Below are 13678 nucleotides of genomic sequence, written 5' to 3'. Positions count from 1 at the left end.
GCGTCCGCTGGAACGGTTTTTTTGGTATGATAGAACAATCCATGGCATAATACCTTCAACAGGTGATGCATAGCACAGGTTTTCAAGAGAGGAAAGATACAATATGAAAGTAAATCAATCTGAATTTATTATCAGTGCCGTTCGGCCTGAACAATACCCCGAGGACGGTCTGCCAGAGATTGCTTTGGCGGGACGCTCCAATGTGGGGAAATCTTCCCTGATCAACCGATTGATCAATCGTAAAAATTTGGCTCGGACGAGCTCTACACCGGGTAAGACACAGCAACTCAACTATTATAAAATTAATCAGGATCTCTACTTCGTCGATTTCCCGGGATATGGGTACGCTAAAGTTTCCAAAGAGCAACGCTTTGCCTGGGGAAAAATGATGGAGAAATACTTGTTGGGACGCGAGGAATTGAAACTGGTCATGCAGATGGTGGATATGAGACATGAACCGTCCAAGGAGGACAAGATGATGAACGAATGGCTTCGTCATAATGGACTGCCTTTGGTTGTCGTAGCAACCAAGATGGACAAGATTCCAAAAACCCGCAGAGCCAAATATATCAAAGTCATTAAGGAATCACTGGGTCTTCGTTCAGGGGATTTGTTTGTGCCGTTTTCATCCGAAGAGGGATTGGGGAAAGAAGAGTTATGGGACATCATTACCCGCCATGCCCGCATAGATAAGTATGCACCAGTGCTGGATGCAGAGGGTGCTTCTGATGAGGAAGAAACCAACGGAATTAACGGATAACCGAGATAGTATACCGTTTTAGTGCAGGAAAGTGAGCATGCTAAATGAATCTTTAATGAGATCCAGATTAATCCGGTTTTTTAAGGAATTTCGTGACAATTCATCATCTGGGTCTGGAGAAAAATAACGTTAGGGTAGTGTATAATGAGCATAGGTGCATATTGCCAACAGTACCAAAATTACCGGCCATGCCGGCCTGAAGAATTTTGAGATGACTGCTACATGTGCAGGAAGACAAAACAATCGGGAAAGAATTGAGGGATTTGTATGGCTCAGCGGTTAGCCACAGAGTACGTTAAGGCCACTATGAAATTGTCAGAACCCCAGATGCATCAGTTTTTGCGCATGACAGAAGACGGCAGGCTTCATCACCGGGTTAAGGTGTTGGACAATGGTTGTCAGGAGGTTGTGCTGGGGGATGTAAGTGGAGAAGAAGTGCATTTCCCTTTTGACCGCATAGAAGGGTTTTATATCTGTGAGTTATCTTGCCGCCTGGTGAATCTGCATCTGACCAACGTTGTCCGGAAGCTCTTTGTGACTTTTAAGGGTGACGGGGTCGTTCATCGGATCTATAAAGGGTTCACCATGACGTATGTTTATGCTCAAGGCACTGTCCGCAAAATTGTGGAGAAGACCGGGGAGAACACCCGAGTGATCTATGAATACAAAAATACGTTACTTGAATTGCAACATCTGTTCCAGGCCAGAGATGTAGAACGCGAAATCAACCGTGTGTATGCCGAGATCGATTCACTACTGGACACTAGAAAAGATGCGACTGCTGATCAGCTCCATCAGATTGATGAGACCCTTGCTCGTCATCAAAAACGGTTGTTTGAGCTTGAAGCTTATTAGCTTTAAATTGTATGTTTATAAACGTATATGTATATAATGAATTCCCTTGTATCTTCCGTGCAGTGGCACTCGCCAATGTGGAGGTTTCAGGGGGATTTTTTGATGTGAGATCGAATATTCCGAATTGGAAATATTTATTTTACAATCTTCTGGAAAAGGGTTGATTTCACTCTGATTCAATGTTATTTTTAATCTCGTTGAAAACAATATAGGAACCAGGATTCACTCAGGACATTATATGTTGCGAGAGATTTTTCCCTCGGGAAGTGAATGACGTAGGTCCTAGCGGATGAAATTTTTCAAACATTTTATTCCTAGGAAGGGGGAACCGAAGGATGGAATATTCAACTTTCGGAAGACACGTTGCTGTTGATACTTGGGGTGTCGACTTTAATCTACTGAACAATGCAGAGTATCTGGAAGCCCAAATGGTTGAAGCAGCGGAGGCATGTGGTGCGACAGTGATGTCCGTACAGTCCAAGCAGTTTGATCCACAGGGAGCGACCGTACTTGTACTATTGTCTGAGAGCCATCTCTCCATTCATACGTATCCTGAGAGAGGTTTTGCAGCGATTGATTGTTACACTTGTGGGGAGACTGTAGACCCACAGCTTGCTATTGACTACCTGGTATCCGTATTAAAGCCTGAAAAAACGTATGCAAAGAAGTTGGTACGTGGTTTGGGCGAATTGCAAGTTGAAACACCAGACATGAACAACCAGATTGAACGGGTTTAAATAAAAAGTATATTGCATACACACAAATGTTCACATATCGGGATGGACACATAACCTCCCAAACTCTAATAGTCATGGAATAATTCCATGGCTATTTGTTTTAATATGCGTATCGTTATGAATATTCATAATCGACACTTTTTAACGCATAACGGTGAACTTTGGTGAGACACTACAATAAATGACAGTGCATATGATGATGAACATGGTGATTTCATAAACATTTCATAAAAATGACCCGGTCATGGCTATGATGTGTGATATAATTAACCTTGTCAATCATAAATGGATAGACATATGCAGTAAGCACTTTGATTGGAAATTTATTAGGCAGGTGAACTTGCAATGCACATCGTTGTCGTTGGTTTGAATTATCGCACGGCGCCTGTAGAGGTTAGGGAACGATTCACATTTGCAGAAAAGGATTTGTCTGAAGCGCTGCAGCAGCTCAAGCTGACCAAGAGTGTATTGGAAGGTGTAATCGTAGCCACATGTAACCGTACCGAGTTGTATGTTGTGGTGGACCGTCTTCACATGTGTGGTTATTTTATTCGAACATTCATGGAACAATGGTTTAACGTACCACGGGAAGAATTTACGCAACACTTATATATATATGAAGATGATCAAGCCATGCGCCATTTGTTCCGCGTCATCTGCGGACTAGATTCCATGGTCATTGGTGAGACTCAGATTCTTGGACAGGTGAAACAGGCTTTTCTTAAAGCGCAAGAAGAGAAATCAACAGGTACCTGGTTTAATATGCTGTTCAAACAGGCTGTTACGCTGGGCAAACGGGCACATTCGGAGACTTCCATCGGGGAGAGCGCCGTATCTGTCAGTTATGCTGCTGTTGAACTCGGTAAGAGGATTTTTGGCATGTTCACAGACAAGAAGGTGCTCATTTTGGGTGCCGGCAAGATGAGTGAACTAACCGTGAAACATCTCTATGCCAACGGGGCATCCGAGGTCATCGTGGCGAATCGCACGCTCGCAAGAGCTGAAGAATTGGCAGCCAAGTTCCGGGGGACACCTTGTACCATGGAACAGGCACTAGATCGACTGAATGAAGTTGATATTGTGATTAGTTCGACTGGAGCTGAACGTTATGTCATGGATGCAGCAGTGGTACGAGAGAGCATGAAGCGTCGTCAATCTCGTCCATTGTTCCTGATTGATATTGCGGTTCCACGGGATATTGATCCGGCGATTGGTGAATTATCCAACGTATTTCTCTATGACATTGATGATCTGGAAGGAATCGTGGAGAGCAATCTGGAGATGCGTAAGGTGGAAGCTGCCAAAATTGAGAGAATGATTGAGCTTGAGATGGAGGATTATTACCATTGGCTCAAAACGTTAGGTGTTCGTCCCGTTATTCGCGCTTTGCAGGAAAAAGGTGTCTCCATTCATGAAGAAACGATGGATAGCCTGTTTAATAAGCTGCCTGAGCTGGATGAACATCAACGTAAAGTCATTCGTCGTTTGACCAAGAGTATTGTGAACCAAATGACGACAGATCCGATTAATCGGATTAAGGAAATGGCAGGCACGAAGCAAGGTGATGAAGCTCTGCGCATGTTTACTCAGATTTTCGCTCTGGAAGATGCAGTAGAGATGGCCGCTGAAAAAGTGAGTCAGAGTGATGCTACAGCTCTGGCGAAACCAGCCGCTCACCTTAACGAAAACCGGCAAGACCCCGTGCCGGCTTATGCTCCGGCAGGCGTATAAGGCGGGTGGGCAGCTTGACCCTTGCTGAACAAGTTTATGAAGCTCTAATCTATATGTATGCCCTGAGCCTACTGTTCTATTTCTCGGACTGCATTCGACGCAATGCGGGGGCGAAGCGGACAGGCACAGGGTTTCTTGTCGTTGTTTGGGGATTGCAGGTAACGCATGTCATATTGCGCATGTGGACTGAAGGCCATTTCCCCATCTATACCACCTTTGATTTTTTGTTTATATTTTCATTCAGTATTGTGCTGATGTCTCTTGTCATGACTCGCATCCAGCGTTCCGAATTTGTGATTTTGTTGCTGAATGTTGTAGGTTTTTCCGTTACGGTATTAAACCGACTGTGGTTTACGGCCGGAGAGATATCACTGCATAACTGGCAAACGGTACATGGATTACTCATTATGCATATTACCTTGGCGAATCTTGGTTTTGCAGCGTTAACCGTTGCTACGGTATTTGCCATGTTATATCTGTTCCTGCACCGTAAGTTGAAGAAAAAAAAGTGGAATGATACGATGCGACGGATGCCAAGCCTGGAAGTGATCGGCAAATACATGGATGGTGCTAATTTCATAGGTACACCGCTCCTTGGTGTTTCTGTGATGCTTGCCGTATTATCTATTGTGGCGGAAAGACGCTGGATTCTACTCTTGGATCTCAAAGTTATTGCGACAGGTCTTGCTATAGCCATCTATGTGGGGTACTTCGTATCCAAGAGAAGGAAACAGTTCTCTACAATTATCATGGCAAGATGGACACTGATTGGGTACGGATTTGTCATTATAAGTTTTTTATCCAATGCGTATTCAGCGTTTCATCGTTGGACGGGAGAGTGAAGGGGATGGACCGTTACACGCCGATATTTCTGAATACTTCAGGCAAGAAATGCTGCGTGGTTGGTGGTGGACGTGTTGCCGAACGTAAAATTAAGGGATTACTACATGCTGAGGCACAGATTACGGTCATTAGTCCGGAGCTTACTCCCATATTAAAACAACTGCATCATGAATCCCGAATTCAATGGATAGACCGGTCCTACCGCAATGGAGATTTGCGGGGGGCCTTTCTCGTATATGCAGCGACTGACCATTCAGAGGTCAATTCAACTGTGGTTCGGGATGCGGGGGCTGCGGGCATATTGGTGAATAACGCAATGTCTTCGGAGCACAGCAGCTTTATTACGCCAAGCGTGGTAAGGCGTGGGAGATTAAGCATAGCGATATCCACAGCAGGAGCGGGACCGGCAGCAGCAGCGGAGATACGTGCCACACTCGAACGACAGTTCGGTGATGAGTATGAGACGTACCTTGAGTTTTTGCACCAGATGAGGACTGAGGTGAAGTCACGCGTATCTTCTTCAAGTCTCAGGAGTACGTTGCTTCGGCAATTAACTGAAATGAACATATTAGAAGATATTCGTACAGGCCATTTTCGGTGGTGGACCGAAGAAGAAATCGGGGACTGGATATCCCGTAATCAGGAGGAAGTGTAGATATGCGTACAATTAAAGTTGGAAGTAGACAGAGCGCGCTTGCGCTAACCCAGACAGGTCATGTCATTCAGGATTTACGCGATATTTGTGAGCGGGAAGGATTAGCTTTTGACTTTGAAGTACATAAGATTGTTACCAAGGGAGATCTCATTCTGGATGTAACGTTGTCAAAAGTGGGCGGCAAAGGTCTGTTTGTCAAAGAGATTGAACAGGCGATGCTTGATCGTACGATTGATATGGCTGTGCATAGTATGAAGGATATGCCTTCCGAGTTACCCGAAGGATTAATCAATGGTGCTATTCCCCGTCGTGCAGATCCACGGGATGCGCTGATCTCCAATGGTGGACTTACTCTGGATAAACTGCCAGAAGGAGCTAGAGTCGGAACAAGCAGTCTGCGCCGGTCGAGTCAATTAAAGGCCTATCGTCCAGATTTGCAATTGGAATCGATTCGCGGCAATATTGATTCCCGTCTGCGGAAGCTGGAGACTGAAGGATTCGATGCGATTATTCTGGCAGCTGCAGGATTGTATCGTATGGGCTGGGAAGACCGGATCACAGAGTACCTGACGGAAACAGCTTGCCTTCCGGCAGTGGGTCAAGGCGCGCTTGGTATCGAATGTCGTGAAGACGATGAGGAACTGTTGCACTTGCTGCAGCTGTATAACGACCCCGAGACAGCATTTCCTGTACAGGCGGAACGCCGTTTTCTCAGTGTATTGAATGGGGGCTGCCAGGTTCCGATCGGTGCTCATGCGGTGTGGGTGCCTCAGCAAGATGCAGATTCCCTGAATGGTGAAAACACGTTACAATTAACAGGTATGGTCGGCACGCCGGATGGTGGACTGATTCTTAAGGAAGCCATGATCGGCAAGGACCCGGTTCGTCTGGGTGAAGAAGTGGCGTGGAGATTGATCGAACGGGGAGCAGAGCAGATACTGGCAGAAGTTAGGGGATGAAGACATGGTGGGAAAGGTCTTTTTGGTAGGGGCAGGTCCTGGGGATGCAAAGCTGATTACGGTAAAAGGGTGGGAATCCATCGGGAAAGCCGATGCGGTAGTCTATGATCGTTTGGCAAGTCCGAGATTGTTGAAACAAATGAAACCCGGCGCAGTCAAGATCTACGTGGGCAAGCGCCCGGATCGGCATACGATGAAACAGGAAGAGATCAATCAACTGTTGGTTGATCTGGCTCTTGAAGGCAAGGTTGTGGTTCGGCTTAAGGGCGGCGATCCAACTATCTTTGGACGCGTGGGCGAAGAGGCGGGTTTGCTGCACAAAAACGGAATTCCGTTTGAGATTGTACCTGGGGTTACCGCTGCAATAAGTGTACCTGCGTATGCCGGAATTCCTGTGACTCACCGTGACTATGCCTCTTCCATCTCTATTATTACGGGGCACGAGAGTCCGGACAAGCTTGATCGCAGTATCCATTGGGATAAAGTGACGAATGCGACGGGCACACTTGTATTTATGATGGGGGTTGCCAAAATTGGATATATCAGCGATCAATTGATTCGTCATGGTCGTCCAGCGCAAACACCGGTAGCTCTAATTCGTTGGGGAACACGAGCGGAACAGGATACCCTTACAGGTACCCTTGAGGATATAGAAGCGAAAGTGATCGAAGCCAATTTCCAACCACCAGCTGTTATTGTGGTGGGAGATGTTGTCAATCAGCGGGAACAATTGAAATGGGCAGAAGCGCTGCCGCTGTTTGGCAAACGAATTCTGGTAACCCGTGCTCGCAGTCAGGCGAGTGAACTGGTGAATCGCATTGAGGAACTCGGCGGCGAACCGTATGAGTTTCCGGTTATTGAGACGGTCATGCCATCCAGTGAATCTGCCAAGCAAAGTGTCAAAGACGCCTTCAGTGCTTTAAATACCTATGACTGGGTGTTTTTCACAAGTGTGAACGGCGTGGAGTTTTTCTTCCGCCATCTGGAACAGGAAGGCAAGGATATTCGCTCGATTCATCAAGCGAGAATTACTGCCGTAGGACCTTCCACAGCGGACGCTTTGCGCAAACATGGCATCGTAGCTGAAGTTGTCAAAGGTCCTTTCCAAGCCGAAGGCATGCTTGAGGCTTTTGAAAGCGAATTGAAGGAAGGTCAGAGAGTATTGCTTCCGCACGGTGATCTGGCACGTACGTGGTTACGTGATCAGTTGAGAGAACGAGGACTTCAGGTCACCGAAGCCATCACCTACGATACGATCCTTGCTGGTGAGGATGATGACGAACTGCTCAAGCTACTTGAAGAAGGTGGAATTCATGCGGTGACCTTTACAAGTTCATCGACGGTTACCAACTTCATGAGTATGTTGAAACGTATGGGGTTGCAAGATCCACTGCCTCTATTGAAAGATGTGGAGGTTGCGTGTATCGGGCCTGTTACAGCGAAGACGGCAGAAGCCGCTGGACTGAAGGTTACACTGATGGCAGAGGAAGCAACCATGGATAGCTTGATCACAGTGCTATGCGACTGGAAACGGACAGGCACCAAAGAAGGCGCTCTTCGAAATTAATACACATGTAACCATGTCAACATATGAAGCGTGCTGAATTCGATAGGATACCAGCGCGCTTCCCTTTTTGCTCTATTTAACTTTCAAGGAGGTTTTACTCGTATGAGTTTTCCAATTGTACGGCATCGCCGTTTACGTCAATCCACAGGTATTCGCAATATGGTCAGAGAGACCCATCTAACTGTGGACGACTTTATTCAACCGATCTATGTGACGTATGGAGAAAATGTAAAATCTGAAATCAAATCCATGCCTGGCGTATTCCGCTTCTCGCTGGATCGTCTTCAGGAGGAAGTAACGGAAATTGCCGAGCTGGGAATTCCAGCCGTGTTATTGTTTGGTATTCCCGAGACGAAGGACAGTGTGGGTTCATCTGGCTTCGCTGAAGATGGCATTGTGCAGGAAGCGACGAGATTGATCAAATCCTGGTACCCGGAACTGCTGGTTGTTGCGGATACTTGTCTGTGTGAATTCACGGATCACGGTCACTGCGGTATGGTACACACCGTGGAGATTGACGGTCACATCTGCGGAGATGTGTTAAATGACGAATCACTTGATCTGCTCGTGAAAACGGCAGTGTCTCAAGCCAAAGCAGGAGCGGACATTATTGCACCATCCAACATGATGGATGGATTTGTGCAAGCGATCCGCGCGGGGCTGGATGAGAATGGATTCAGTCATATTCCGATTATGTCTTACTCTGTTAAATATGCATCTGCATTCTATGGTCCATTCCGTGAAGCTGCGGATTCCACACCACAATTCGGAGACCGCAAGTCATATCAGATGGACCCGGCGAACGCGCGTGAAGCCTTGCGTGAAGCAGAGACGGATGTGCTCGAAGGAGCGGACATGTTGATGGTAAAACCATCCCTTTCCTATCTTGATGTCATGCGTACGATTAAGGATCAATTTGATCTTCCGCTTGTTGCCTATAATGTAAGTGGCGAGTATGCCATGGTGAAGGCGGCGGCGATTCAAGGCTGGATCGATGAGAAAAAAGTTGCCATGGAAATCCTGCTCAGCATGAAACGTGCAGGTGCAGATATGATCATTACCTATTACGGAAAAGACGCTTCACGCTGGTTGGCTGAGAAATAAAATACATTACATTAAGGAGGATATTCATGACTGCACAACAAGGTAATCGTCGCAATGATGAGCGCTCACGCAGCGCGTTTGAGGAAGCGAAGCAGTACATACCCGGGGGTGTGAACAGCCCTGTACGCGCATTCAAATCGGTGGGACTTACTCCGATCTATGCAGAACGCGGTGAAGGGTCCAAAATCTACGATATTGATGGCAATGTTTTTATTGACTATGTAGGATCGTGGGGCCCACTCATTATGGGACATGCACACCCTGACGTTGTAGAAGCTTTGCGTGAGACAGCCCTCAAAGGAACAAGCTTTGGTGCACCTACCTTGCTGGAGACCGAGATGGCAAAACTGGTCTGTGAGCGTGTACCTTCTATCGATATCGTGCGGATGGTTAATTCTGGCACGGAAGCAACGATGAGTGCCATTCGACTGGCACGCGGGGTAACCGGACGCAGTAAAATTCTGAAGTTTGAAGGATCATATCATGGACATGCGGACAGCTTGCTGATCAAGGCGGGTTCAGGTGTTGCAACACTGGGTCTACCGGATAGTCCAGGTGTACCTGAAGGTGTAGCTGTGAATACCATTACGGTACCTTATAACGATCTGGAGTCCGTTACGCTTGCTTTTGAACGTTATGGTGAAGAACTGGCCGCTGTTATTGTGGAACCTGTGGCAGGTAACATGGGGGTTGTTCCTCCGGCTTCCGGTTTCCTTGAAGGCCTGCGCAGTTTGACGACCCAATATGGCAGCCTGCTTATTTTTGACGAAGTCATGACCGGTTTCCGCGTAGGGTTGAACTGTGCTCAGGGACGATATGGGGTTACACCTGACCTGACTTGTCTGGGTAAAGTTATCGGTGGCGGACTCCCGGTTGGTGCTTATGGTGGTCGTCGGGATCTGATGGAACAGATTGCTCCAACAGGACCGATCTATCAGGCAGGTACACTTAGTGGGAACCCGTTGGCTATGGCAGCAGGATATACCACGCTCAAATTGTTAACACCAGAGGTCTATGACCGTCTGGAGACATTGTCTGCACGTTTGCAAGCCGGATTCGAGAAAAATGCAGCTGAGACGGGTATTGCGATAACCATTAACCGTGTGGGTTCCATGGTTTGTCCATTCTTCAGTGCCGTTCCAGTAACCAATTATGATATTGCCAAAGAAAGCAATCTGGATCAATTCCGTCGTTATTTTGCGGCCATGATTGATCAAGGTGTAAGTGTTGCACCTTCGCAATATGAAGGCATGTTTGTCTCTGGTGTGCACACAGAGCAGGATATTGACGATACGATTGAGGCGAATCGTAAAGCTCTTCAATCGCTATGACCATCAAAAGTTGGAAACGCCGCGGGGAATGGCTTGAGCTGATGCCAGGGAAAGCCGTAACAGGCAGTTCGGACAAACCGATGGCTGCAGAGCAATGGCTATTGTCTGAACTTCAGTTTCCGGAGAAACTGCTCCGTCAGCTGAAAGCAAACCGAGGAATACAACTTGCAGGGGACCGGCTTCGGCTGGCCCTTTTTGCGTCCCAGCCAATCGATGTTGAGCCACGCTGGGCTGATGTGGATGTATTGTATGAGGACGATTTCTGTCTGGTTATGCACAAACCGGCAGGCATGAAACTGCATCCAGATGGAAGTCGTGCCGATCAGGCCATCACGCTGGATCATGTGGTTGCCTCTTATTATGAAATGAACGGAATCCAGGCGAGCGTACGCCATGTTCATCGACTGGACGAGGATACAACCGGACCTGTCCTGTATGCCAAAAATGCTTTTGCCCTCGCCAAACTGGATGAAGCGATGCGTCGCAAAGAGATTGGCCGCCATTATGTAGCCATTGCAGGTGGACAAATCCCCCCTGAACTCCACAAAATTGATGCTCCGATTGGCAAGGATAGACATCACAAACAGCGCAGGCGTGTCTCGGAAGGTGGACAGGAAGCTGTTACTCATGTGGAGATCGTCGAAGTGTGGGAACAAGCAACCCTTGTACGATTAAAGCTGGATACAGGACGCACACACCAAATTCGTGTACACCTGAGTTACGCGGGACATCCGCTCATTGGTGATTCGTTGTATGGTGGTAGAGCGGATGCCATTGGTAGGCAGGCTCTTCACGGAGAGATGCTTAAGTTTAGTCATCCGTTAACCGGAGCGATGATTGAAGTGAATGACCCTTGGCCATTCGATTTCACACAATTGGCAGAGCGAGAGGGGTCTTACTAATACACTATATAAGTTCGACTAACTATTTACACGAAAACGGAAAGGACAGAAACAACCAGAAGAAGTAAAGCGTTCGCCTAAAAGCTTTCTGAAAGAAAGCTACTTCGGAAGCATAAGCTATCCCCGGATTTTCCCTTTATAAAAAGGAATAAAAAAATCTGGGATAACAGCGATCAGAAGGTTGTTCTGTCATTGGAGTGACAGTGTAAATAACCATGAATTGAACATATATAGCAAGGTTTTTCAAAAGGTGGCATGCTCCCCTCATTCAAGGCATATAGATGGGGTAACGAAGGATTTGGACCATGGATCAGTCCCATGAGAAGGATCATGGTGAACATATGCCGAAAGGAGGACGCCACCTTTGTTGAATCAACCTTATGGTTTGCGGTTCGATATTTATGAGCGCGTTCATTTGTCTGAGGGAGTTCCTGCGATTGAGGAATTGGAGGAGATTGAACTATACCCGCGCATTCAAGTCATAGGGCAGGATGATCATGCCACATTAAGAGGGCATCTTTTACTTACAGGTGCGTACAGAGGAGAAAATGAGGCTTCAGAGGAGCTCAAACATTTCATTCCCGTGGAGATTACAGTGCCGCTGAACCGGGTCAGATCGATTGAGGATATTTCCATTGAGATCGAAAATTTTGACGTGGATCTGTTATCCAATCGCAGTCTGAACATTACAGGTGTATTGTCGCTGCGAGGTATCGAAGGTTTTCCTGTTGAAGAGCCACAAGTGTGGTCAGCAGATGAGTTTACAGTTGTTCATTCACCTGATGCTCAGCAATCCAACCGTTCCGATGAAGCAGCACAGACAGGCAGCGACCCCAACACATTTGCACAAGAGTACCTGCTCCAGCGGAGTGAGGAAGAGAGACTTGCGAATGCAGCAGAACTTGCATATGGTGCTCCGGAATTCGCTGACCTGTCCACAAGGGAAGAGACATTAAGGAATAGCGAAGAATGGCAGCAGGAATATGCGGATTCGTCATCGGCCGAGCCACTTCAATCCGAGGAGCAAAGCGCGGAGTACGCTAACGAAAACAGACAACCTGATGCAAACGAAGATCCCGCATCTCTGACAGCGAATGGAGATGAATTGGCATCTCATGAGCAAGACAGCGAACCTTCTCCGATCTCGTCATTTATGGCTGAGACCGCAGATCGATTAGCTTCTTACCCTGAGTCGGAACCATTGTTGCCTCTGGAAGATGAGTCTTTGGGTTGGTCCGAGCCTTCCGTGGATGCATTGCCTGCGAACTCGAGAAGTGCAGATCAAGCAGTCTCAGAGCCTACTGCTCAATCATCTAATGAGTTGGCATCACCGGATGTACCGGACGCACCAGAGGTATGGCACTTCGAATCCGCGAGATCTGTACCTCAGCAGGAGAATCAGGCAGTTGCCGATGTCCCGGGCGAATCACAGGCGGAGAACTGGCAAGGTGTATTTGCTTCGTCCGAACCAGGCAACGCTGAGGAAGACCGGCCGTCTTTTGAAGCGACTGGGGTAGACGAGTTTGTACAGAACGAAGCATTTGTTCCTGAACCTGTGGCTGAGACGGAAGACAAGCCGGAGCTGAAGGTTGCTTTTGGCAGCAAAAAAGAATCCGCACCACGGCAAGAAGAGGGCGTAGGTATCTCTTCTTTGTTATCCTCCGGTAGAGCGGCACGCGATGCTGAAGTGGAGCGAGGCGATGAGGTTCCTGCGGGTGTGGTACAGGAAGAAACGTATCCAGCTGATGATGTGGAATGGAAGAACCTGTTCCTGGGAACGATCGTGGACCAGACCCCGTTCCGCAAGGTGAAACTTTGCATCGTTCAGCGAGAAGATACACTGGATGCTATTGCAGATCGATATCAATTGAGCACGAGGGAACTTCAGTTGTATAACCGATTATCTGAGCAGGTTGTGGAAGAAGGTCAGATATTGTACATCCCTTAATCCGTAGTTAAAGCCTTCGTTACGACCCGTGATCCCCTTGAGGATTGCGGGTTTTTGCATGATTCGTCCTAAACCTGCATTCCAGCGCTCTTTATCCGCTGTTGTCAGGTTGACTATCGCGCACGAGCAAGGTATGATGTGTGTAGGTTTTTTGAAGAACAACGTGGAACGGGAGTAGTAGACAGTATGACCTTTCAGAGAGTGGAATTGCAGCGCTGTGAGATTCCGCAGGAACCAACTGATCGAAGTCGCCCGGGAGTTGCCTGTTTGAATACAAGGGATGAAT

The 13678-nt window shown here is 47.4% G+C and carries 12 protein-coding genes and 1 other annotated feature (1 of these 13 running past the window's edge); all 12 genes read left to right on the top strand.

The genetic code is table 11. The features are described 5' to 3' along the window. The first annotated feature begins 103 nt into the window (after positions 1 to 103). The gene (gene yihA / locus MHI48_RS24250; protein ID WP_036605890.1) at positions 104 to 760 is read left to right on the top strand and encodes a ribosome biogenesis GTP-binding protein YihA/YsxC; all 657 of its coding nucleotides are present in this window, start codon (positions 104 to 106) and stop codon (positions 758 to 760) included. 267 nt (positions 761 to 1027) lie between these two features. Next, the gene (locus tag MHI48_RS24245) at positions 1028 to 1615 is read left to right on the top strand and encodes a hypothetical protein (RefSeq protein WP_036605891.1); all 588 of its coding nucleotides are present in this window, start codon (positions 1028 to 1030) and stop codon (positions 1613 to 1615) included. Positions 1616 to 1950: 335 nt separating this feature from the next. Next, the gene (gene speD / locus MHI48_RS24240; RefSeq protein WP_047841191.1) at positions 1951 to 2352 is read left to right on the top strand and encodes an adenosylmethionine decarboxylase; all 402 of its coding nucleotides are present in this window, start codon (positions 1951 to 1953) and stop codon (positions 2350 to 2352) included. A 345-nt stretch (positions 2353 to 2697) separates the two neighbouring features. Then, positions 2698 to 4083: a glutamyl-tRNA reductase gene (hemA, locus tag MHI48_RS24235; RefSeq protein WP_036605893.1), complete on the top strand. Its 1386-nt coding sequence runs from the start codon at positions 2698 to 2700 to the stop codon at positions 4081 to 4083. 14 nt (positions 4084 to 4097) lie between these two features. Further along, positions 4098 to 4925 (top strand): cytochrome c biogenesis protein CcsA, encoded by an 828-nt coding sequence (gene ccsA, locus MHI48_RS24230; protein WP_036605894.1) that lies wholly within the window; start codon positions 4098 to 4100, stop codon positions 4923 to 4925. 5 nt (positions 4926 to 4930) lie between these two features. Then, on the top strand, positions 4931 to 5581 hold the full coding sequence (locus MHI48_RS24225) for a bifunctional precorrin-2 dehydrogenase/sirohydrochlorin ferrochelatase (RefSeq protein WP_405142029.1): 651 nt from the start codon (positions 4931 to 4933) through the stop codon (positions 5579 to 5581). A gap of 2 nt (positions 5582 to 5583) precedes the next feature. Beyond that, complete coding sequence (hemC, locus tag MHI48_RS24220) at positions 5584 to 6540, top strand: hydroxymethylbilane synthase (protein WP_405142027.1); 957 nt, start codon at positions 5584 to 5586, stop codon at positions 6538 to 6540. Positions 6541 to 6544: 4 nt separating this feature from the next. Next, a complete protein-coding gene (cobA, locus tag MHI48_RS24215) occupies positions 6545 to 8107 on the top strand; it encodes a uroporphyrinogen-III C-methyltransferase (RefSeq protein WP_405142025.1) in 1563 nt (520 codons plus the stop codon). Positions 8108 to 8209: 102 nt separating this feature from the next. Then, on the top strand, positions 8210 to 9211 hold the full coding sequence (hemB, locus tag MHI48_RS24210; RefSeq protein WP_076216943.1) for a porphobilinogen synthase: 1002 nt from the start codon (positions 8210 to 8212) through the stop codon (positions 9209 to 9211). Between the two features lie 26 nt (positions 9212 to 9237). Then, positions 9238 to 10542, top strand: a complete 1305-nt coding sequence (hemL, locus tag MHI48_RS24205; RefSeq protein ID WP_036673531.1) for a glutamate-1-semialdehyde 2,1-aminomutase — start codon at positions 9238 to 9240, stop codon at positions 10540 to 10542. Beyond that, complete coding sequence (locus MHI48_RS24200) at positions 10539 to 11444, top strand: RluA family pseudouridine synthase (protein WP_405142022.1); 906 nt, start codon at positions 10539 to 10541, stop codon at positions 11442 to 11444. Before hemL ends, MHI48_RS24200 begins: the two co-directional genes overlap by 4 nt. Positions 11445 to 11808: 364 nt before the next feature. Beyond that, positions 11809 to 13392 carry a LysM peptidoglycan-binding domain-containing protein gene (locus MHI48_RS24195; RefSeq protein WP_405142020.1) on the top strand — a complete coding sequence of 528 codons (1584 nt, stop codon included), beginning with the start codon at positions 11809 to 11811 and terminating at the stop codon, positions 13390 to 13392. Positions 13393 to 13547: 155 nt separating this feature from the next. After that, positions 13548 to 13678, top strand: a binding site (T-box leader) (it continues 151 nt past the right edge of the window).

This window comes from Paenibacillus sp. FSL H7-0942, from assembly GCF_045040715.1.
In the GTDB taxonomy this organism is placed as follows: Bacteria; Bacillota; Bacilli; order Paenibacillales; family Paenibacillaceae; genus Paenibacillus; species Paenibacillus amylolyticus.
This window is presented reverse-complemented; position numbering and strand designations above follow the sequence as displayed.

Excerpts from the sequence above, each read along its gene's own strand:
- speD (WP_047841191.1), top strand. The coding sequence starts at position 1,951 with ATGGAATATTCAACTTTCGGAAGACACGTTGCTGTTGATACTTGGGGT.
- MHI48_RS24245 (WP_036605891.1), top strand. The coding sequence starts at position 1,028 with ATGGCTCAGCGGTTAGCCACAGAGTACGTTAAGGCCACTATGAAATTG.
- hemC (WP_405142027.1), top strand. The coding sequence starts at position 5,584 with ATGCGTACAATTAAAGTTGGAAGTAGACAGAGCGCGCTTGCGCTAACC.
- hemA (WP_036605893.1), top strand. The coding sequence starts at position 2,698 with ATGCACATCGTTGTCGTTGGTTTGAATTATCGCACGGCGCCTGTAGAG.
- hemL (WP_036673531.1), top strand. The coding sequence starts at position 9,238 with ATGACTGCACAACAAGGTAATCGTCGCAATGATGAGCGCTCACGCAGC.
- cobA (WP_405142025.1), top strand. The coding sequence starts at position 6,545 with ATGGTGGGAAAGGTCTTTTTGGTAGGGGCAGGTCCTGGGGATGCAAAG.
- MHI48_RS24200 (WP_405142022.1), top strand. The coding sequence starts at position 10,539 with ATGACCATCAAAAGTTGGAAACGCCGCGGGGAATGGCTTGAGCTGATG.
- hemB (WP_076216943.1), top strand. The coding sequence starts at position 8,210 with ATGAGTTTTCCAATTGTACGGCATCGCCGTTTACGTCAATCCACAGGT.
- yihA (WP_036605890.1), top strand. The coding sequence starts at position 104 with ATGAAAGTAAATCAATCTGAATTTATTATCAGTGCCGTTCGGCCTGAA.
- MHI48_RS24225 (WP_405142029.1), top strand. The coding sequence starts at position 4,931 with ATGGACCGTTACACGCCGATATTTCTGAATACTTCAGGCAAGAAATGC.